Here is a 20,572-nt window from a genome sequence, read left to right as displayed (position 1 = left end):
GAACCGACTCCGGCATCGTTCCCCCGCACGCCCTCGCGCAGCCCTGTCCCGAGACGTCACGCGGTTTCGACGTACTCGCGAACCCGGACTGCATCCCGCCAGGCCTCTGACCTGCAGCGACGTGCACTCGTCCCAGAACCCGCCGTGCCGAGGACGTCGAAACTGCGCTACGTCCGACCAGCCGGCCCGACTGTCGACGACTCTCCCCTACCAGATCGTGGCCACGAATCTCCGCTCGAACAGCGAGGCCCCGCCCACCTTTCGGTGGACGGGGCCTCATGTCACGCGTAGGCCGGATCAGGCCTCTTCGGAGGACGCCGAGACGCCCTCGTTGCGCTGCGCGGAGTCGGCCAGGGTGTCGGCCGTGGCCGACGGGCCGTCGGTCGCACCGATGTAGACGGTGCCGTCGTCCTCGATGGAGATGTCCGCGCCGGTCTCCTCCTGGATCTGGTTGATCATCTTGCCCTTCGGGCCGATGACCTCACCGATCTTGTCGACCGGGACCCGTCCATTGACGGACGCCCTCCACGAGCATATTCTCAACACACCATCGTAGCGAGCAGGTTACTGCAGATGGGAACGGGCTCTCCGTGACGAGACCCCATTCCTACGGAGGCACCATGAGCGTTCCAAGAAGCATGGTCCGACGGCCTGCGACTGCTATCACGAGTGCAGTGTGTCGGCGGTTCAGACTTCGACGCGGAGTCACCATGAGCCTGGCAACGGCGCTACTCATGAGCGCCTCGGCGGCAGCTCAAGCGGAGCCCTGGGGTCACGGATTCACTGACCCTCGACTATGGGTCAATGGGCGCCAGCACTTGAGCGGGAATATGGCCGGTGCATGCCAATTCGGCCACGATGTGTGGAATCGGACCGGAACCAGGGCGTCAGTGGGCTGGAACGATGCCACGCCCGCGCTCCTACTCAGGGTCGGCAGCCTTGCCCCCGCACATACGGCGTCTTCGTCACCACCTGGCAAGAGCGAAACGGTCGCGCCATTACGGCCAACATCACCCTCGACACGGCGAACATTTCCAGCGGCCCCCTTCCAGGCCTGTGGTCACACAAGATCCAGGGAGTTTACGCGCACGAGCTTGGACATGGCCTCAACCTGAAGGACAATCCAAACACCGGCCGCGTCTCACTTATGAAGTACGGCAGCCAGGGGTTGCAGGGGGGCTACTACTGGCCTCAGCCGTACGACATCGAAGACGTCAGGAGGATTTTCCCGTGATCCGCAATCACCATGCGCCTCGATCGACCTCAACGACTACTGCTGCCTCTGTCGTGACCGCTCTTGCCGCTGTCTTGTGCTCGTCCGGGTGTGGCGCTTCAGACCCATCGCAAAGTCAGTCCGCGCAGCCGGGCCCCCAGGAGACAACCACCGTCCAGGCTGCCTATGCCGCGTTGACCTTACCTGAGATGAAGCGCCACGCCCAGGTCATCGCCATCGTGGACGGCGTCGCACTGGACCAGACCTCATGGATCTCGGAACCTGTCGACATCGAGGAGGGTGATCCGGAGTACCCCTACGCCCCCGGCTATACTCCGACCGACTTGCCGACCCTTCCCATGACGGTGTTGAAAGTGCGGGTCGTGAATCCGATCAAGGGCCCCCTAGCCCGTGGCGACGAGGTTTCGGTGCGATATCTGAGTGATGCCGTCAATGGAAAGGCGGTGTCCCGTACCCCGGCGGATTCCAGATACCTGGTGTACCTCACAGCGGGAGAAGGCGGCTTCTACGACCCGGTGGCCGGCCCCCCACCATTTTCTCGGCAGGCCCCAAGACTCGGGGAAAGCCTGCCAAGGTCTTCGTCCCGGTCGAGGCCAACGAGATGGTCACCCAGGTGACGACTGACAACGTCGGCTGACAACACCGGGATCGATACCAACGCCATCTCCCGCGATCGCCCGGACTCGGGTGCTCGTCCACGTTGAGCGCCTTCGTCGATCGACGAGTTGACGTGCAGCACGTCGAGCGGGCCTGACCTCGGACTGCCGCGAGGCCCCGCCCACCTTTCGGTGGACGGGGCCTCATGTCACGCGTAGGCCGGATCAGGCCTCTTCGGAGGACGCCGAGACGCCCTCGTTGCGCTGCGCGGAGTCGGCCAGGGTGTCGGCCGTGGAGGAGTCCGCGCCGGACTCCACGTTCTCCGCACCCGAGTCACCGTTGCCACCGCGACCGCGGTTGCCGCGACGACGGTTGCGGTTGCGGCTGCGACGCTCACCGCGCTCCTCGTCCGAGTCTCCGTCGTCGGAGTCAGAACCCGAGTCCGCGGGCGCGGCATCGGCGTCGGCCCGGGGGCGCGACGGTCGTCGCGGTCGCGACGCTCACCACGACCACCACGGTCGTCGTCGTGGTCACGACGCTCACGACGCGGCGGACGGTCGTCCTGCCCACCCGCGGCGTCGGCTGCGGCCTGCTGCTCGTCGGTCAGCACGGCGGCGAGGCTGAGCTTGCCGCGCGGGTCGACCTCCTTGAGCTCGACCTGGATCTTCTGGCCCACCGCCACGACGTCGTCGACCGAGTCGATCCGCTTGCCACCGACGAGCTTGCGCACCTCGGAGATGTGCAGCAGACCGTCCTTGCCGGGCAGCAGGGAGACGAACGCACCGAACGTCGTCGTCTTGACGACCGTGCCGAGGAACCGCTCCCCGACCTCGGGCATCGTCGGGTTGGCGATCGCGTTGATCTGCGCGCGAGCCGCCTCCGCCGAGGGGCCGTCGGTCGCACCGATGTAGACGGTGCCGTCGTCCTCGATGGAGATGTCCGCGCCGGTCTCCTCCTGGATCTGGTTGATCATCTTGCCCTTCGGGCCGATGACCTCACCGATCTTGTCGACCGGGACCGTGACGCTGATGACGCGCGGCGCGTAGACGCTCATCTCGTCGGGAGCGTCGATGGCCTCGTTCATGACGTCGAGGATGTGCAGGCGCGCGTCGCGGGCCTGGGTCAGCGCGCCACCGAGCACCGAGGCGGGGATGCCGTCGAGCTTGGTGTCGAGCTGGATGGCCGTGACGAACTCACGGGTGCCGGCGACCTTGAAGTCCATGTCGCCGAACGCGTCCTCGGCGCCGAGGATGTCGGTCAGCGCCGCGTACTGCGTCTGCCCGTCGATCTCGGCCGAGACCAGGCCCATCGCGATGCCCGCGACCGGGGCGCGCAGCGGCACACCGGCGTTGAGCAGCGACAGCGTGCTCGCGCACACCGAACCCATCGATGTCGAACCGTTGGAGCCGAGGGCCTCGGACACCTGACGGATCGCGTAGGGGAACTCCTCGCGCGTCGGCAGCACCGGCATGAGCGCACGCTCCGCCAGGGCCCCGTGGCCGATCTCGCGGCGCTTGGGCGAGCCCACGCGACCGGTCTCACCGGTGGAGTACGGCGGGAAGTTGTAGTTGTGCATGTAGCGCTTGCGCGTCACCGGCGAGAGGGTGTCGAGCTGCTGCTCCATGCGGAGCATGTTGAGCGTGGTGACACCCATGATCTGGGTCTCGCCGCGCTCGAAGATCGCCGAGCCGTGCACGCGCGGCAGGACCTCGACCTCGGCGCCGAGGGCGCGGATGTCGGCGAGGCCACGGCCGTCGATGCGGACCTTCTCGGTGAGGATGCGCTCGCGCACGAGCTGCTTCTGCACCGAGCGGTAGGCCGCGGAGATCTCCTTCTCGCGCCCCTCAAACTGCGCGCCCTCACCGGCGAGGCTCGTCTTGAGCTCGTCCTTGTAGGCGTCGAGGGCGTCCTCGCGCTCGGCCTTGCCGGCGATGGACAGCAGCTCGCGCAGCTTGTCCTTGCTCGCGGCCTCGACGGCCTGGAACGCGTCGTCGGCGTAGTCGAGGAAGACCGGGTACTCCTGGACCGGCTTGGCGGCCTGCGACGCCAGCTCGGACTGCGCGCGGCACAGTTCGGCGATGAACGGCTTGGCGGCCTCGAGACCCTCGGAGACGACCTCCTCGGTCGGCGCGGTCTTGCCCTGGTTCTTGACCAGGTCCCACGTCTGCTCGGTGGACTCGGCCTCGACCATCATGATCGCCACATCGTCACCGACGACCCGGCCGGCCACGACCATGTCGAACACCGAACGCTCGATGTCGCTGAAGTTGGGGAACGCGACCCACTGCCCGTCGATGAGGGACATGCGGACGCCACCGATCGGGCCGGAGAACGGCAGACCGGAAATCTGGGTCGAGGCGCTCGCGGCGTTGATGGCGAGCACGTCGTACTGGTGGTCGGGGTTGAGCGACAGCACCGTGATGACGACCTGGACCTCGTTGCGCAGACCCTTCTTGAAGGTCGGGCGCAGCGGCCGGTCGATGAGGCGGCACGTCAGGATGGCGTCGGTGCCGGGGCGTCCCTCGCGACGGAAGAAGCTGCCGGGGATGCGACCCGCGGCGTACATGCGCTCCTCGACGTCGACCGTGAGGGGGAAGAAGTCGAACTGGTCCTTGGGGTTCTTGCCTGCGGTCGTGGTCGACAGCAGCATCGTGTCGTCGTCCAGGTAGGCCGCGACGGCGCCGCCGGCCTGCTTGGCGAGACGTCCCGTCTCGAACCGGACGGTGCGGGTGCCGAACTTGCCGTTGTCGATGGTGGCTTCGGCGTACGTGATCTCTGGACCCTCCATGGGTCCTCCTGTTCTCTCTGCTTCGGCCTCGTGCATCGTCGTTGTGCACGGGCTCTCGTTCTTCGCCGCGCCTCTCGGCGCGACTCCTCGCTCGGCGCTGCGCGCCCGCGACGGAATCCTGATGTCTTTCGGCTTCATCCTCCCCGATGCGCTGCGGCGATGACGTGCGGACCCGCCGAGGTGTGCGTGGGAGGAATGCGCCAAGGGCGGTCACCTCAGGTGATGAGGTGACCGCCCTTGTTCACGAATGCGTCAACGGCGCAGACCGAGTCGCTTGATCAGCGAGCGGTAGCGCTCGATGTCGGTGGTCTCGAGGTAGCGCAGCATGCGCTTGCGACGACCGACCAGCAGGAGCAGACCACGACGGCTGTGGTGGTCGTGCTTGTGGGCGCGAGCGTGCTCGGTGAGGTCCTTGATGCGCTGCGTGAGCATCGCGATCTGCACCTCGGGCGAGCCGGTGTCGTTCTCACCGGTGGCGTACTCGGACATGATCTTCTTCTTGGTCTCAGTATCCAGCGGCACTGACGACTCCTCTTCACTCGTTGCGCGGTGCTCGGGGGCGTTCCCACCCGGCGCTCTGGTTCCGCGGCCGATCGACGGCAAGAGACCAACTTACCAGCGCATCTCCGTCGCCCCCTAATCGGCGCGATACGGTCGGCAGGCCGAGGTCGGAGGACCCACAGGCACCGTAGGTCCCAGGGAGACGCCGAAGGAACGAGGACGACCATGGACGAATCAGCCACCCTGGCCGGGCTCGGCCGTGACCTCGCGGCCATCGCTGCCCACCGCGCCACCGGGTGGCGCCTCCTCGCGGATGCCCTCAAGCCGCCCCACGCCTCGATGATCGACGCACTTCGGGAAGGCACGTGGCAGCGGGAGTTCCGCGACGCCGTCGCCTGGCTCGGCGATTCCACGGGAGCCTTCGAGCCCTCGCTCATGATCCTCGACACCTTCGCCCGCCGCGCCTCCCGTCGCAGCGCGGCTGCGGACCTGGAGGCGTTGACGCCCTCATGGGTCCCGCCCGTGTCGGACATCGAGTTCCTGCTGCCGTGCTTGGAGACGTTGGCGAGCGATTGCGAGGCGGAGGCGTCGGCCTGGGCCGGCGGCGATCACGCCGAGGCCAAGCGCCTGCGCGTCGCGGAGTCCGACCGGATCGAACGCGACCTCGTTCCCGTCGTCCCGGAGTGGTGCGTGGCCGTCGACGCGTCTCCGGCCTCCCTCACCCACCGGGCGCTGGCGCGACTGCTGGCCTCCTACCTGTCTGTCGAGAGCGGTCGCGACTTCGACTCGGCGCTGTTCCCCCACGCGGTGCTCGTCGAGGGCGGCCCCGACGAAAGCTGACTCGTCAGGGATCAGGCTCGGGAGGACCCATCGTCTGCCGGGGTCGAACTCGCTTCGAGCGGGTATCCGGCCAAGCGCCACTCGAGCATCCCGTCACGCAGGCGCAATGCGGGCACGCCGTGGGACTGCAGCAGCTGCACAGCATCAGTCGCCATGACGCAGTGGGCGCCCCGGCAGTAGGCGACCAGATCCGTGGATCCGTCATGACCGTCCAGACCGCCCGCCAGGTCAGGCAGCGGCACCGATCGGGCGCCGGGGATGTGCGCGGCGTCGTACTCCTCACGGGGGCGCACGTCGAGCAGGAGGACATCGCCGCGCTCCAACCGCTCGAGCAACTCCTCCGGACCGATCTCCTCGACCCCGGTCGCACCGGCCGCGAGCTTGACCGCCGACTCGACGGCCGGGGAATGCTCCTTGGCGACGCTGCGCAACTGCCCGTAGAGCTGGGCCACATCGGGCCCCGCCAGCCGGTAGTGCACGCGGGTGCCCTCCTGCCGCGTGGCCACCAGGCTCGTCAGCTTGAGGACCTGTAGGTGGGCAGACACCGTGCTCAGCCCGGCACCCAACTCCCTGGCCAGCGAATCCACCGTGCGTTCACCCTGGGTGAGCAGATCCAGCAGTTCGAGGCGCTTGGCGTTGGCGAACGCCTTGCCGACCAACGCCAGCGCCTTATACGGCTCGTCGCTCTCTGCTGTCAAGGGACCTCTCGCTCTCGTCCTATTCCATAATTCTTTGGATCATTAGTAGACGGTCGCGGGAGCCCGTCCTCGGATCTCTCCGTCGTCCGATCACGCATCTCCAGAATGCCCCATCGACGGCATCCCGGAACCACCTGCCCGACAAGACGCAGCCGGAGAGACTCATGGCCCGACAGAACGTCACGATCCACAGCCGACGCCCGAGCGACACGTCACCGACATCGGATCACCCCTCCTGGGCGATGGTCATCGACCTTCAGAAGTGCGTGGGATGCGACTCGTGCACCGTCGCCTGCAAAGCCGAGAATCGGACGCCGCCCGGCGTGAGCTACAACGTCGTCGTCGAGGAGGAGACCGGGGAATACCCCAACGTCCGCCGCGTCAACGTGCCACGTCCGTGCATGCAGTGCGACGTGCCACCCTGCGTCAGCGTGTGCCCCGTGAACGCCACGTACAAGAACGGCGACGGCGTCGTCGTCATCGACGCCGACCGGTGCATCGGGTGCCGGTACTGCATCACCGCCTGCCCGTACGGCGCGCGATCCTTCGACTTCGGTGAGGACTACTCGCGCGAGATGCAGGGCTACGCCGACGTCCAGTCCCCCGAGTACGGCGTCCAGCGCGGTGCGCGCGGTAGCTACACCCCGCCCATCGGCACCGTGCGCAAGTGCACGTTCTGCACGCACCGCACCGCTCGTGGCGAGGAGCCCGCGTGCTGCGAGACGTGCATCGGCGACGCCAGGTACTTCGGCGACCTCAATGATCCGGACAGCGTGGTGTCCAAACTCGTCGCCGACCCCCGGGCCTTCCGCCTGCGCGAAGAGCTCGGCACCGAACCCCGCGTCTGGTACCTGCGCTGAGAGGCCGATGATGACCACCTCGACCACTCCCCGCGGATCCAGCGCCACCGCCCCTCGGACAGGCCGCCGACGCTGGTGGGCCCGCGACCCCCGCACCGCGGCGTTCCTCACCCCCGCGCCCGCACCATCTGGTACGCCGTTCTGCTCGTCGCGCTCGCGGTCGGGTCGTGGGGCCTCTACAACCGCGTCTTCGGCGGTCTGGCCACGACGGACCTCACCTCCACGATGCCGTGGGGCGCCTGGGTGGCGTTCTACATCTACTTCGTCGGGCTCTCGGCCGGCGCGTTCCTCGTCTCCTCACTCATCTACGTCTTCGGGATGCACCAGTTCGAGCGCATCGGTCGCGCGGCCCTGCTGTCGGCCATCGTCTCGATGGGCGTGGCGCTGTGCTTCATCGGCGCAGACCTGGGACGCATGGAACGGGCCCCGATCACGATGATCTTCTTCCACTGGACCAGCCCGCTGAGCTGGGAGGTGCGGTTCTACGTCCTCTACATCGCGCTGCTCGTGACCGAACTGGTCATCGCCATCCGGGTCCAGCGGCGGCTCGTCCGTTCGGTGGAGCGGGCCCACAGGTGGATGCGCATCCTCGGCACGATCGGCGTCCCGCTCGCGATCTTCGGTGTACACGGCGGGACCGGAACGATCTTCGCCGTCGTCAAGGCGCGCGCGATGTGGTTCGGCGGACTTTTCCCCGTGATCTTCGTCGTCTCGGCGATGGTCTCCGGGACGGCCCTGCTCATCGCCGTGCACTACTGGCAGGCGCGCGGGGCAGGCAGGCGCCCCGACCGGGTGCTCATCCGCAACCTGTCGACCGTGCTGCTGGCGGCCGTGCTCATCGACCTCGGCCTGACGTTCTACGAGTTCGTCGTACCGCTGCTCGCGTTCGAGCACCACGACCAGAACATCATCACCCTGCAGGCCTTCGGCCCGTACGCCTGGACCTTCTGGATCATCCAGATGGGCATGGGGATGATCATCCCCGCCGCGATCATCCTGTCGCCGCTGAAGAAGCGCACCGGCGCCATCGTCGCCGCGGCCATGATCTGCGTCGTCGGCATCGTCGGGGTGCGCTTCAACATCGTCGTCCCCCCACTCATCCCTCCGGTCATCGAGGGCTACCCGACGGGCGACTACTACCCCACCCTCAACGAGTGGCTGTTGTCGATGTTCTTCATCGCAGGCGGTGCGCTGGTCTACAGCCTCGTCTCGGAGTGGCAGCCCATCCACGAACCCGACCCCGACGACCACGCGGCGCTCGCCGCCGACCGCGGTGAGGTCCCGTCGGTCGCGACCGCCCACACCGAGAAGGAAGCGCTGTCATGAGCGAGCACACCACGGCCGGCACCGGCGGCGACCTGCCCGCAGGCACGCACTCCGATGACCCGAAGGAATCCCACCGCGGACCCACGCGCCGCCAGGTGCTCGGCGGCACAGCAGCAGCAGCGGTCGGCGTCGGGGCGGTCGGCCTCATGTTCCGCGAGGGGTTCGGCCCGGCGTTCACCCAGGAGACCGCCCACGGCACCGGGCACGACGACGACGCCTATGACGCGACCGACGTCATCAACACGATGTGCATGCAGTGCAACACGTTCTGCACGATCAAGGTGCGGGTCACCGACCCCGGCGAGTCGGGGGCCAGCTCCCTGATCCGCAAGATCTCGGGCAATCCCTACAGCCCCCTGACGAGCCAACCAGCCCCGTGCATCCCCTATGACACGCCGTTGGCGGAGGCCGTCGTCGGGATCGGCACGATGACCCGCGAAGCCCGCTCCCGGGCCGGCGGCATCGCCTGCCTCAAGGGGCAGGCCGGCATCCAGACCGCCCACGACTCCCGGCGGATCACCCAGCCGCTCAAGCGGGTCGGTGAGCGCGGCAGCGGAAAGTGGCAGACGATCAGCTGGGAACAGGCGCTCGCCGAGGTGCTCGACGGCGACGCGAGCCTCGGCACGACGGGGCTGCGATCGTGGTGGGCGTACGCGCCCGAGAAGCCGGTCATGGACGACTGGGCTAAGGTCACCGACAAGTCCATGACGGTGGCAGAGTTCGAGACCACGTGGGGGCCAAGCTGCTCGACCCCAAGCGCCCCGCGCTCGGCCCCCGTTCCAACGGGCTCGCGATCCTCGGCGGCGACCGCATGTACCTCATCGGCGAACGGTTCGGGCTGCAGTCCTTCGGGTCGATCAACCAGTTCAACCACGGCGGAACTTGCGGCGTCACCGGCGTCGTCGCCAACGCGCGCATGCACCCCGACACGGGCTACAAGCGCATGTACGCCGACATCGACTACTGCGACTACCTCATCGTGTGGGGTACCGAGCCGCTCACCGCCCAGAAGGGTCCGACCTGGCTCGCCCCCCGTATCGGCGCGGCGCGCGAGCGCGGCATGAAGATGGTCGTCATCGACCCGCGCATGAGCAAGACCGGCGAGAAGGCCGACCTCTGGGTGCCGGTCAAGCCGGGCCACGACGCAGAACTCGCGTTCGCGATCGGCCGCGACATCATCGACAACAAGCGCTACGACGAGCGGTACCTGCGCGCGCCGGGCAAGGCCGCGGCGAAGGCGATCGGCGAGCCGACCTGGTCGGACGCTACTCACCTCGTCAAGGTCGACGACCCCAAGCGGGGCAAGCTGACCCTGGTCGATCTGGGCCGGGCCGAGGCGCCGCAGCCTGATGCCGACGGCAAGGTGCCCGACGGTGAACCGGTCGTCCTCGTGGCGGGACAGCCCGTGGGGGCGAACACGGCCAGGGGATTGGCCGACCTCGACGTGGAGACCGAATTGGCGACGCCGGACGGCCCGGTCAAGGTCGCTTCCGTGTTCCGACTCCTGCGGAGCCGGCTGGCGGAGCGCTCGTTGGAGGAGTACTGCGAGGCCGCCGGTGTCGACGTCGGTACCGCACAGCGGATCGCCAAGGAGTTCACCTCCCACGGCAAGCGAGCAGCGATCATGAGCTACCGCGGACCGGCCATGCACGCTAACGGTTTCGACACCATCCGGGCCATCGGCTACCTCAACTTCCTCATCGGAAACCACGACTGGAAGGGCGGGCACATCACCGCCCAGCAGAAGTTCGCGCCGACGACCGGGCGCTACGACCTGGAGACCGTGCCGGGTGCGAACACCGCCTGGGGCGTGCCGGTCACCCGCGAGAAGGTGGCCTATGAGAAGTCGCCGTTCTTCTCCGAGGGCTACCCGGCGAGGCGGCGCTGGTACCCGTTCCCGGGCAACCTGTGTCACGAGGTGATTCCTAGCGTCGAGGCCGGCTATCCCTACACGCTCGACGCCCTGTTCATCCACCGGCACAGCCCGCTCAACTCCTCCCCCGGCGCACACCGCCAGGCGAAGACCCTGCAGAACGTCGAGAAGATCAAACTGCTCGTCAGCTTCGACACCAGCGTCGGCGACACCTCGGCCTACGCCGACTACGTCCTCCCGGACCTCACCTACCTGGAACGGTTCACCCAGGAGTCGATCTACCCGAGCCAGCAGTACAAGCTCATCCAGCTCGGGCAGCCGACCACGCGCGCGTTCGACGGACCGAGGCCCGTGGAGTGGTTCTACCTCGAGCTGGCGAAGGCGCTGAAGCTGCCGGGTGTCGGCAAGGACGCGTTCGGGCCCGGCACCCGGTTCGACACGGTGGAGGACTACTGGCTCAAGATGGCCGCCAACGTCGCCTACGCCGCGAAGAAGCCCGTACCCGACGCCTCCGCGGAGGAGCTCGACATCTTCACGAAGGCCCGCACCAAGGCCCTCGGCCGTCACTACGACGAGAAGGCCTGGAAGGCGGCGGTGAGACCGGCGGAGTGGGCCAAGGTGGTCTACGTCCTCGGACGCGGCGGCCGGTTCGAGGGATCGAGCGAGGACCGTGCCGACGGCTACGAGGGCGACTGGCTCAAGGCGCGCTACGAGGGCCTCTGCCAGTTCTACGACCCCAAGGTGGCGGCGGCCAAGGACCCGATGACGGGCAAGCCCTTCGACGGTCTGGCCACGCTGCGGCCACCGACCCGGGCAGACGGGACCCCGGTACCGACCGAGGGTTACCCCTTGCACTTCCTCAACTGGAAGGCCCGCCAGCACGGCACGCACCGCACCGTGCAGAACGCCTGGCTGCGGGAGGTGCGCCCGAGCAACTACGTGACGATCGCGGCCAAGGACGCGCAGGAGCGGGGCATCAGTTCCGGCGACCGGGTGCGGTTGCGTTCGCCGAACGGCGAGGCAGAGGGCATCGCGCACGTCACCCAGGCGATCCGCCCGGGCGTCGTCGGCACGGACGCCACGCTGGGCCACCGCGGCGTCGGGGCGTCGGCGATCGAGATCGACGGCAGGCGCATCGAGCCCGTGGAGGGTTACGGACACAACGACTCGGCACGCCTGATCACCCCGATGCACGAGGAGATGGGGTTCGCCGGCCCTCGCGACACCGGAGTGGCGGTCAACGCGTTGCTGGTCGACGACACGCTCGTCGGTGGGGGTGGCATGTGCGACCCGATCGGTGGCGGCGCGGCCCAGCTCGACACGTGGATCGAGGTCGAGCGCGTGTGATGAGGGTGGGGACGCGACGAACGGAGGCGGGATGACACGGTGGCTGGCCGTCGAGCGCCCCGACGGCAGGGTGGATCGTCGCGCCCTCCTCGGCCTGCGCTCGCCGTCCGAGGGCGAGGTGCGCTCGCTCCCCCGGCCGGCCGCCGTCGCCGGGTGCACCGGCTGCGGCACGTGTGTCGCGGTGTGTCCGACCGGGGCCATGACGCAGGCACGGCTCCCCACGACGGTGGTCATCGGGGTCGACCCGACTGCCTGCACGGGGTGCGGCGAGTGCGTGGCCAGGTGCCCGGAGTCGGTGCTCGCCCCGGCCGCCACCCTGCCCGGTCCCCAGGCGACCGCGCCCGTGCGTCTGGCCAGGGTGCGGGTGGGGCGGTGCGATCGCTGCCGGGCGCCGCTGCATCCGGGCGAGGGCCCGAGCTGTACAGCCTGCGCGACCAGGCGCGGGGTGATGGACGATGTCTGGGCCCACCTCGGCTGAGCACCTTCCCGCCCGTGATGTCCGGATCCGAGGGGTAGCGGTCCGCCCAGACCGGCGCGCTCGGCGGCGGTTCCGGGAGACGGTGGCAGCGCCACCCCCGACTGCCAGGAGAGATCATGACCGAGACGATCGCCGGGATCACCGTCCCCGACACCGAACTCGCCCGCGCGGCGACCGAACTGGTCCGGGAGGCCACCGACGACAACGTCTTCCACCACTCCCGCCGGGTGTTCTTCTTCGGGATGATCAAGGCCGCCCACCAGGGCAAGCAGGTCGACCCCGAACTCGCCTACGTCGGAGGCATGTTCCACGACCTCGGCCTCACGCCCGGCTACCGCACGACCGAGCGTCGCTTCGAGGTCGACGGCGCACAGGCCGCGTACGACTTCCTGCGCGAGCACGGCCGCAGCGAGGAGGAGGCCCGCGCCGTCTGGTTCGCGATCGCCCTGCACACGACACCGGGCATCCCGAACCACCTCTCCCCGAGATCGAGGTCGTCACCCTCGGCGTCGAGTCCGACGTGCTCGGCCTCGACCTCGACCAGATCACCCCGGAGCAGCGCGAGGAGGTCGTCGCCGCCCACCCGCGCACCGACTTCAAGAACCGCATCCTGCACGCCTTCTACGACGCGATGAAGGACCGCCCCGAGACGACGTTCGGCACGATGAACGACGACGTGCTCGCCCACTTCGACCCCGACTTCGAGCGGGAGGACTTCGTCGAGATCATCCGCGGCAACGACTGGTCGGAGTGAGGTCGGCTCGGGAGCCTCAGGCCCGCAGTTCCACGAGGAGGGCGTCGAACGCCGCGACGGCGCTGCATCCGCACAGGGCCGGCCACGGGAAGCCGAGACGCAGGTCGGTGATGGTCCCGTCCTGGTAGACGCGCAGGACGACCCCCTCCTCGTCGACGAGGAGGGGGTGGACACGAGCCTCGGGTCGCAGCGTCATCCGCGTGGCCGCCAGCCAGCGGACCGCGTCGGCGTGTCCGGCGTCGAGATGGGTCAACCAGGCCCCCTCCCACCCCGCGAGCCGGTCCTCGCACTCGTCGCGGTACACGCCGATGTCGATGGGAACGGGTGCGGTCTGCCCGTACATGCCCTCCCGCACCGTCACGGACTCGGGGCGGAAGCGCAGCACGGGCTCCACGCAGGTCAGTCCGAGCATCGAGCGCATCGGGACCGGCAGGGGCCGGGTGACGAGTTCGACCCGACCCCGCGCCCACACCGACCCCCGCTGACGATCGGGCTGCGGAACCGAGGAGACGTCCACGGCCTCGAGGTGGATCTCCGGGGAGGGAGCGCCGCGCAGCAGGGCCTCGAAGCAGTTCCCCGCGACCGATTCGGCCCCACAGAGGATGCTGCCGTCCATCTCCACCAGGTGCCGGTCCACGACCCGCCTGCCCGACAGCACACCGATCTCCAGATGCCGTCCCGTGGCCACGATCGTCCTGGCCCGGCGCGCCAACCGGCGACTCCCGCTACTTCCGCTCATCGCATCTCCCCGCTCGTCTCTGTGGTTAGGCTAACCTAACTTGTCGACGAGGCGCGGCGGTAGCCCGTCCGGTGCATCAGCCCTTCCACGTGCGCCGGTGACTGCCGGCCCTCGCCCCCACGCCCTCGAGCGTGGCGAGGTCCTCAGCGGTCAGGTCCAGGTCGAGCGCCGAGAGGTTCTCGGCCAGACGATGGGGCTTCGTGGTGCCGGGGATGGGCACGACGTCCTCCCCCGTGAGAGCAACCACGCGAGCGCGACCTGGCCCGGCGTCGCTCCGTGGCCGGCCGCGACGCGCCTGACGACCTCGACGCCCTCCAGTGCCGCGGCGATGTTCGCGCGGCGCCAGCGCGGCAGGAACCGGCGGAAGTCCAACAGTGGCAGATCGGTCGCCGCCGACGGATCGCCGGTGAGCATGCCGCGACCCAGTGGCGCGTACGGCACGACGCCCGCCCCGACCTCACGCGCGGCGGCCAGAGGGCCGTCCTCGATGCCGCGCTCGAAGAGCGACCACTCGGTCTGCAGGGCGGCGATGGGGTGGACCGCCGCCGCCCGGCGGATCGTCCCGGCGTCGGCCTCGCTCAACCCGACTGCGCGGACCTTGCCCTCCGTCACGAGGTGCGCCATCGCCCCCATCGACTCCTCGATCGGCACCTTCGGGTCGGGGCGGTGCAGGTAGTAGAGGTCGATGACGTCGGTCCGCAGACGTCGCAGGGAGGCGTCGGCGCAGCGCAGGATCCGCTCGGGGCGCGCGTCCAGTCCCCGCGGCATCCCGACGACCGGCCAGGTGGTGATGCCGCACTTCGTGGCGATGCGCACGCGGCCGCGGCGGGCCGCCAGCGCCCCGCCGACGAAGGTCTCGTTCGCGCCGTTGCCGTACATGTCGGCGGTGTCGAAGAGGGTGACCCCGGCGTCGATCGCCGCGTCGATCGTGCGACGGGCCGACGCCTGGTCGGGGCGGCCGTAGGCGAGGGTCATGCCCATGCAGCCGAGGCCGAGGGGCGAGACCTCGAGATCGCCGAGGGCGCGGGTGATCATCGGGTGGTCTCGTCTCGTTCGGGATCGCCCAGGTGGCCCCCGTAGGTCGCGATCTTGTACTCGGTCGCGGCCAGTGACAGCTGGAGCTCCGCGATGCGCAGACGGATGGTGTCGCGGTGCTCCAGCATCATCTCCAGGCGTTCGGGCACGGTCGCGTCTCCGCCTTCGATGAGGTCGACGTAACGCTGGAGGTCGGCCATGCCCATCCCCGAGACCCGCATGCGGACGAGGAAGGTGAGGCGCCGCAGCGCGTTGCCGTCGTAGCGACGGTGTCCCGCGGTGTCGCGCGGGACCTCGACGAGGCCGAGGCGTTCGTAGTAGCGGATGGTGTGGGTCGAGACGCCGAGCATCTCGGCGGCCTCGGTGACGGTGCGGGTCGTGGAGTCGTCGGGATCGGGCAACTGGGCGACGATCTCCTCGATCGTCAGATGCCCTGACGCGACCTTGAGGGCCACGGCGGTGATGTCGGTCTCGTCCATGAGCCAGACGCTAGGGGTTGGAGCGCGCGCGAACGCAACCCCCGCATCGGACACGTCCGCGGACACCTGCGGGGTGCCTTCCGGGGGCACGTGGATGCGAGAGCAGTCGTGGGTGCGCCCGCGACCTGGGACGATGGGACCTTTCGCAGGGGCGCAGGAGGGTCGAGGATGACGGAACGAGACGACGACGCGAGCGATCACCTCGCCGACCTGACGACGTCGTTCCTGCGCGCGACCGCCGAACTCGACACCGCCGCACTGCATGTGGTGATCGAGGACGCCCTTCGACACCACGACGTCGACACGGTGATCGTGGACCTCCTCGTGCCGCTGATGCACCGGGTCGGTGACCTGTGGGAGCAGGGCGAGCTCAGCGTGTTGGCCGAGCACTCGGCCTCCGCGGCGGTGCGTTCGGCCGTCGAGGAGATCCGCAGGACGCCTGAGGCCGACGGCCGGGGCACGATCGTGCTGGCCTGCCCGCCCGGAGAACTCCACGATCTGCCGACCCACCTGTTCGCCGCGATGCTGCGCGAGCGCGGCCACCGCACCGCGGTGCTCGGGGCCAACGTGCCCTGGGCGGCGATCGCCCGGGCGATGCGGACCCACGAGGCCGACGCCTGCGTCATCGCGAGCAAGCGCCCGCACAGCCTGAGCACCCGGGGCACCGGTCTGCGCCGGATGAGTCACGTCCTGCCGGTGTACGTGGCCGGCCCCGCCGCGAGGGGCGTGCGCCTCCCGGGTGTCGTCTGCCTGCCCGACGACTGGCGCGCGGCCCTGGCCATCGTCACCGGCGACGACGGACGTACCTCGCCACGCTCAGGTCAGCCCGGTCAACTCGGTCGCACCGGCGCGGTCCGCGCCGCCAGCACCGCCTCGAACGACGACGGCCGGCCGTAGAGCCACCCCTGCGTCATCGGGCATCCCACCTCGTGCAGGAGCTGTTCCTGCTCCTCCGTCTCGACCCCCTCGGCGATGACCAGGTCGATGCCGAGGCTGACGATGAGGTCGATGACGGCGCGCACCTGACGTGGGGCCGCCGGATCCTCGCCGAGGCGCGCGGTGAGTGACTTGTCGAGCTTGACGCAGTCGATCGGCAACCGCAGGAGTGTCGCGAGGGAGGCGTACCCGGTGCCGAAGTCGTCCAGGCAGATGGCCACGCCCAACGCCCGCAGCTCCTCCAGGGTGCCGAGCGCCGCGGACCCCTTGTCGACCAGCAACGTCTCGGTCAGCTCCAGCCGCAGGCAACGGCCGGGGAGCCCGGCCGAGGAGAGCGCGTCGCGCACGACGGCACCGAAGTCGGTCCGCCACAACTGGGCCGGGGAGACGTTGACGAAGATCGCGAGGTCGTCCTCCCCCGACAGGCGATGCAGCCGCGCCAGATCCAGGCACGCGCGGCGCAGAACGGCCTCGCCCAGGTCGGCGATGAGGCCGAGTTGCTCGGCCAGAGGGACGAAGACGTCGGGGGGCACGGCCCCGAGATCCGGGTCGTTCCAGCGCGCCAACGCCTCCCACCCGACGACCGACGTGTATCCCTCTCCGCCCATGATCGGTTGCAGTTCGAGCCCGATGACGCCGTCGTGGACGGCCTCCTCCAACCGGTCGCCCACGGCCGAACGCGTGCGGCTGCCCTGCTCGAGGTGTTGGTCGAACACCACGTAGCGCGCACGTCCACCCGCCTTGGCCTCGTACATCGCGAGGTCGGCCCTGCCGAGGATCTCCTGCGTCGTGCCCTCGGCCCCGGGCGGGGTCACCACGAGCCCCATCGACGTGGTCACGGCGTGGACGCGGCCGGGCAGGATCTGCAGCGGTTCGTCGAAGAAGGCCTCGACACGGTCGGCCAGCATCACGGCCTCCGGCAGGCCGTCCACGGTGGCGAGCACCACGAACTCGTCACCGCCCTGCCGGGCAAGCGTGTCGTGGGGGCCGAGGCAGGCGGGCAGCCGGATCGCGATGTCGCGCAGCAGGGTGTCCCCGGCCTGATGCCCCCAGGTGTCGTTGACGTACTTGAAGTCGTCGCAGTCGAAGAAGAGCACGGCCGTGGCGCGGCCGGCCACCGCGTTGGCGGCCAGCAGCTGATCCAACCGCCCCGCGAGTGCCGCCCGGTTGAGGAGTCCGGTGAGTTCGTCGTGGGTCGCCCGATGGTGGCTGTCGGCCTCGGCCCGCGACAACGCGGCCATCGTCCGCCACAGACGCACCATCAGGAGCGTGAGCAGCAGCGCGACGAGGACGGTCCGGACCATGCGGTCGTTCATGCCGCTCACCGGGACGGCGACGGTGAGGATCGCGGGCGAGACGCCTAGCATGAGCAGTGCGGCCGTGCGCAGGGATCCGTGCCCGTGGCGGGTGTCGGACGGCTGCCGCGACAGCTCGACGACCGAGGGGTCCGTGGCGGCCACGGCCAGGCCGTAGAGCCAGAAGATGAACGCGGCGAAGATCGGCGCCGTGTTCGTGTCCGGCGAGACGATCCGCACGACCGAGTGGGCGGTGTCGATGGTGAGCTGGAGAAGGAAGGAGGCGAGCAGCCACATCATGGCCGGATGCAACCTGCCCAGCCGCATGGCCAGGTGGGTCGCCAGCGCGAGGAGCGCCACGTCGACCGTGGGATAGACGAGGTACACGACACTCGACGGCAGCGTCGATCCGTCCGCGATCGGTGCCAGCGCCGTCGACCACAGCGCCAGGGACAGACCGACAGCAGCCCCGGCGGAGTCGAGGACCGAGGTCCGGTCTCCGCCACCGCCGACGTGGCGGGACAGCAGGAGGAGCCACAGGAGCAGGAGGATGTAGGCGGCGAAGTACGTGAGGTCGACGTACGTCAACGGCCCGATCCGCCACATGAGGGACTGCCCGAGTAGCGACAGGAGCAGGGTGATGCCGGCCAGGGTCTCCAGCGCCCAGATCCGTCGGGGCCGGGCCCCCAGCAGGATCGGGCCGAAGGAGATAATGAGGATGAGGACCGCCGCGGAGACGAAGAAGATCATCCCACCGACGCCCGAGGGGTCGCGGGCGAACGCGACCGCGATGCCCGCGGCCCACACGAACCCGAGCCCGATGAGCCAGGGGCGGATGGGCCCGGCGCAGATCTCGATCACCCGGGTGCCGACGGAAGCGATGCGGCGCATGGCCGCGGCGATGGCCATGAGCGTGGTCGGTCTCAGTCGGCCTGCAGCGAGGCGGGATGCGACAGGGTGTCGTCGGCCGCCGTGGGCGCACCGAGCAGGAATCCCTGCGCCCACTCGAACCCGAGCTCGCGGACGAACTCGAGTTGGTCGGCGGTCTCCACACCTGCCGCCACGACGGGCAGACCCGCGGCCTGGATGGCCTGCGCGATCTCCCCCAGCTGCCGCCTCGTGTCCTCGGTGTCGACGGCCACCTGACTGGGGTGGAGCTTGATGATGTCGACGGGGACCGAGGCCGCGTCGGGCAACAGGTCGAGGTCCTCGACGGTGAACCCGTCCAGGCAGAACGAGACCTCCCGCCGCTGCAACCGGTTCAACCGCTCGAGGCAGTCACCGTCGACCTCGACCAGGCGGCGGAAGGTGTGGGTCGTGATGTCGATGAGCAGCCGGTCGCCGGGGACGCCGTGACGGACGAGGGCGTCCTCGATGTCACTCGACACGTCGCGGTGGGAGACGAACTCCCACGAGAGGTTGACCGAACAGATGAGATCGGTGCGGCCGTCGGTCCGCCGCCGACGTGCCAGGTACCCGAGGGCGTCCTCGAGTACGAGCAGGTCGATGCCCCGCATCGAGCCCTCGTCGCTGGCCGCGGCGAAGAAGTCGACCGGGAGTTGGTGCCGGCCGTCGCTCGCACCGTGCCGGCGCACCAACGCCTCGACGCCCTGCAACCGCCCGGAGCGCAGGTTGTAGAACGGTTGGAAGAAGGTGACGAGGTCGGTGCCGTTCGCACCGCTGCTGCTCGGCCCCGCCGTCGGCGGCACCTCCTCCGGCGGTCGGCGCTCCGATGGACGTGTCACGCTGCCACCCTCTTTCACTCGTAGGACATGTCGGCCGGGCCGGGCTGTTCCTGAGGCTCGAACCGGCGACCGAGGGCTCGCGCCGCAGACGGCCGGGCCTCGATCCGCGTCGTCACGGCAGGTGGCGGGCGCGTCTCGTGTCGTGCTTGCCGCCGATCTCACGCGCGCGAGCACCGCACGAGCCGAGCCTAGGCGTTCGGCCTCGGCCGGACGTCGAAGAGCACGGCGTGGCGACAGGCCTCACTGCAACGATCGGGGGTACTTGAGGATTCCCCCGGCGTGGAGGGGTCCGACCTCCCTGCTCAGCTCTCGGTCGACCAGGACAGCGAGGAGTAGGCGAAGCGCACGTGGCGTTCGAGGGCGTCGGCCGCGCCCTGCGGATCGCGGGCGGCCAGCGCGTCGAGGATGGCGTGGTGCCCGGCCCGCAGGTCGTCCACGAGGTCCTCCCAGCGGGGGTTGCTGTGGAAGGACCGCAGGATCGCCGTCGCCATCGAGGCACGGATCGCCGTCGTCATCGCCGAGACGAGCCGGTTGCCGCCGGCCTCGGCGATCGCGACGTGGTAGTCGGTGTCGAGGACGTTGAAGTCCTCACGGGTGATCTCGGGGTCGTCCATGCGCTCCAGGAGTTCGCGCATGGCCGCGATGTCCTCCTCGGTCGCGTTCGCGGCCGCCAGGCCGACGCTCCACCGTTCGAGCATCACCCGCGCCTCGATGACGTCGGGCATCGGAAAATTCGCCAGGCCGATGTGCAGCCGCAGCATCCCGGTCAGCGCCTCGGCCGACATGGAGGCGAGCACCGACCCGCCGTCGCGCCCCTGCCCCGCCCGCACGACGCCGACGGCCTCCAGCGCCCGCAACGCCTCACGGACCGCTGCGCGGCTCACGCCGAGTCTGGTCGCGAGGTCGCGTTCGGCGGGCAGGCGGTCACCGACCCGCAACGCCCCGGCGGCGATCTGCTCCTCGATCTGGTGGATCACCGACTCATACGCTCGGGTCCGTTCGACCGGGCGCCACTCGGGGTCGGGGGTGTCTCGAAGTCCAGGCACC

Annotated in this window: 19 protein-coding genes and 1 pseudogene; 10 read left to right on the top strand and 10 right to left on the bottom strand. The window is 69.4% G+C overall.

The annotated features are described in order from the left end of the window. Nucleotides 1-330 precede the first annotated feature (330 nt). A pseudogene (locus tag QQK49_RS05875) lies at nt 331-507 on the bottom strand (KH domain-containing protein); the annotation flags it as partial. Nucleotides 508-1,422: 915 nt separating this feature from the next. Here QQK49_RS05875 and QQK49_RS05870 point away from each other — a divergent pair. After that, complete coding sequence (locus QQK49_RS05870; RefSeq protein ID WP_284303129.1) at nt 1,423-1,851, top strand: hypothetical protein; 429 nt, start codon at nt 1,423-1,425, stop codon at nt 1,849-1,851. 188 nt (nt 1,852-2,039) lie between these two features. Here QQK49_RS05870 and QQK49_RS05865 read toward each other — a convergent pair whose 3' ends face one another. Beyond that, nucleotides 2,040-4,619, bottom strand: a complete 2,580-nt coding sequence (locus tag QQK49_RS05865) for a polyribonucleotide nucleotidyltransferase (RefSeq protein ID WP_284303128.1) — start codon at nt 4,617-4,619, stop codon at nt 2,040-2,042. Between the two features lie 252 nt (nt 4,620-4,871). Further along, nucleotides 4,872-5,141: a 30S ribosomal protein S15 gene (gene rpsO / locus QQK49_RS05860; RefSeq protein WP_284303127.1), complete on the bottom strand. Its 270-nt coding sequence runs from the start codon at nt 5,139-5,141 to the stop codon at nt 4,872-4,874. Between the two features lie 204 nt (nt 5,142-5,345). On the opposite strand from rpsO, the gene QQK49_RS05855 reads away from it, so the two are divergent. Continuing rightward, nucleotides 5,346-5,960, top strand: coding sequence for a hypothetical protein (locus tag QQK49_RS05855; RefSeq protein WP_284303126.1), 615 nt, complete (start codon nt 5,346-5,348; stop codon nt 5,958-5,960). Between the two features lie 11 nt (nt 5,961-5,971). Here the strand turns inward: QQK49_RS05855 and QQK49_RS05850 are convergent, their stop codons facing one another. Further along, nucleotides 5,972-6,658 carry a metalloregulator ArsR/SmtB family transcription factor gene (locus QQK49_RS05850; protein ID WP_284303125.1) on the bottom strand — a complete coding sequence of 229 codons (687 nt, stop codon included), beginning with the start codon at nt 6,656-6,658 and terminating at the stop codon, nt 5,972-5,974. A gap of 323 nt (nt 6,659-6,981) precedes the next feature. Between QQK49_RS05850 and QQK49_RS05845 the strand changes: the two genes are divergently transcribed. From QQK49_RS05845 to QQK49_RS05815, 7 genes are all read left to right on the top strand, one after another. Next, the gene (locus QQK49_RS05845) at nt 6,982-7,518 is read left to right on the top strand and encodes a 4Fe-4S dicluster domain-containing protein (protein WP_431310511.1); all 537 of its coding nucleotides are present in this window, start codon (nt 6,982-6,984) and stop codon (nt 7,516-7,518) included. Between the two features lie 75 nt (nt 7,519-7,593). Continuing rightward, nucleotides 7,594-8,844, top strand: coding sequence for an NrfD/PsrC family molybdoenzyme membrane anchor subunit (gene nrfD / locus QQK49_RS05840; protein ID WP_284303124.1), 1,251 nt, complete (start codon nt 7,594-7,596; stop codon nt 8,842-8,844). Next, complete coding sequence (locus QQK49_RS05835) at nt 8,841-9,908, top strand: molybdopterin-dependent oxidoreductase (protein WP_284303123.1); 1,068 nt, start codon at nt 8,841-8,843, stop codon at nt 9,906-9,908. The genes nrfD and QQK49_RS05835 overlap by 4 nt, the downstream gene beginning before the upstream one ends. Further along, complete coding sequence (locus tag QQK49_RS05830) at nt 9,824-12,064, top strand: molybdopterin-dependent oxidoreductase (RefSeq protein ID WP_284305832.1); 2,241 nt, start codon at nt 9,824-9,826, stop codon at nt 12,062-12,064. Before QQK49_RS05835 ends, QQK49_RS05830 begins: the two co-directional genes overlap by 85 nt. Nucleotides 12,065-12,095: 31 nt before the next feature. Next, nucleotides 12,096-12,542, top strand: a complete 447-nt coding sequence (locus tag QQK49_RS05825; protein ID WP_284303122.1) for a 4Fe-4S dicluster domain-containing protein — start codon at nt 12,096-12,098, stop codon at nt 12,540-12,542. Nucleotides 12,543-12,658: 116 nt separating this feature from the next. Further along, complete coding sequence (locus tag QQK49_RS05820; RefSeq protein WP_284303121.1) at nt 12,659-13,177, top strand: HD domain-containing protein; 519 nt, start codon at nt 12,659-12,661, stop codon at nt 13,175-13,177. Continuing rightward, entirely contained in the window at nt 13,174-13,296 is a 123-nt protein-coding gene (locus QQK49_RS05815) for a hypothetical protein (RefSeq protein WP_284303120.1), read from the top strand. The genes QQK49_RS05820 and QQK49_RS05815 overlap by 4 nt, the downstream gene beginning before the upstream one ends. A gap of 16 nt (nt 13,297-13,312) precedes the next feature. Here the strand turns inward: QQK49_RS05815 and QQK49_RS05810 are convergent, their stop codons facing one another. The 3 genes from QQK49_RS05810 to QQK49_RS05800 form a co-directional block, all read right to left on the bottom strand. Continuing rightward, a complete protein-coding gene (locus QQK49_RS05810) occupies nt 13,313-14,035 on the bottom strand; it encodes a hypothetical protein (RefSeq protein WP_284303119.1) in 723 nt (240 codons plus the stop codon). A 150-nt stretch (nt 14,036-14,185) separates the two neighbouring features. Next, nucleotides 14,186-15,070, bottom strand: coding sequence for an aldo/keto reductase (locus tag QQK49_RS05805; protein WP_348536102.1), 885 nt, complete (start codon nt 15,068-15,070; stop codon nt 14,186-14,188). Then, nucleotides 15,067-15,549 (bottom strand): MerR family transcriptional regulator, encoded by a 483-nt coding sequence (locus tag QQK49_RS05800; protein WP_284303118.1) that lies wholly within the window; start codon nt 15,547-15,549, stop codon nt 15,067-15,069. Before QQK49_RS05800 ends, QQK49_RS05805 begins: the two co-directional genes overlap by 4 nt. Nucleotides 15,550-15,717: 168 nt before the next feature. Between QQK49_RS05800 and QQK49_RS05795 the strand changes: the two genes are divergently transcribed. After that, the gene (locus QQK49_RS05795; protein WP_284303117.1) at nt 15,718-16,446 is read left to right on the top strand and encodes a cobalamin B12-binding domain-containing protein; all 729 of its coding nucleotides are present in this window, start codon (nt 15,718-15,720) and stop codon (nt 16,444-16,446) included. Here QQK49_RS05795 and QQK49_RS05790 read toward each other — a convergent pair. From QQK49_RS05790 to QQK49_RS05780, 3 genes are all read right to left on the bottom strand, one after another. Continuing rightward, on the bottom strand, nt 16,380-18,689 hold the full coding sequence (locus QQK49_RS05790) for a putative bifunctional diguanylate cyclase/phosphodiesterase (protein WP_284303116.1): 2,310 nt from the start codon (nt 18,687-18,689) through the stop codon (nt 16,380-16,382). The two genes, QQK49_RS05795 and QQK49_RS05790, sit on opposite strands and share 67 nt — an antisense overlap. 14 nt (nt 18,690-18,703) lie before the next feature. Continuing rightward, the gene (locus tag QQK49_RS05785; protein WP_284303115.1) at nt 18,704-19,525 is read right to left on the bottom strand and encodes an EAL domain-containing protein; all 822 of its coding nucleotides are present in this window, start codon (nt 19,523-19,525) and stop codon (nt 18,704-18,706) included. A 302-nt stretch (nt 19,526-19,827) separates the two neighbouring features. Then, nucleotides 19,828-20,571 (bottom strand): FadR/GntR family transcriptional regulator, encoded by a 744-nt coding sequence (locus tag QQK49_RS05780; protein WP_284303114.1) that lies wholly within the window; start codon nt 20,569-20,571, stop codon nt 19,828-19,830. Between the last annotated feature and the right edge of the window lies 1 nt (nt 20,572).

The organism is Mobilicoccus caccae (assembly GCF_030161635.1).
Taxonomy (GTDB): domain Bacteria; phylum Actinomycetota; class Actinomycetes; order Actinomycetales; family Dermatophilaceae; genus Mobilicoccus; species Mobilicoccus caccae.
The sequence above is the reverse complement of the archived record's forward strand: the minus strand, read 5'-3'. Positions and strand labels throughout refer to the sequence as shown.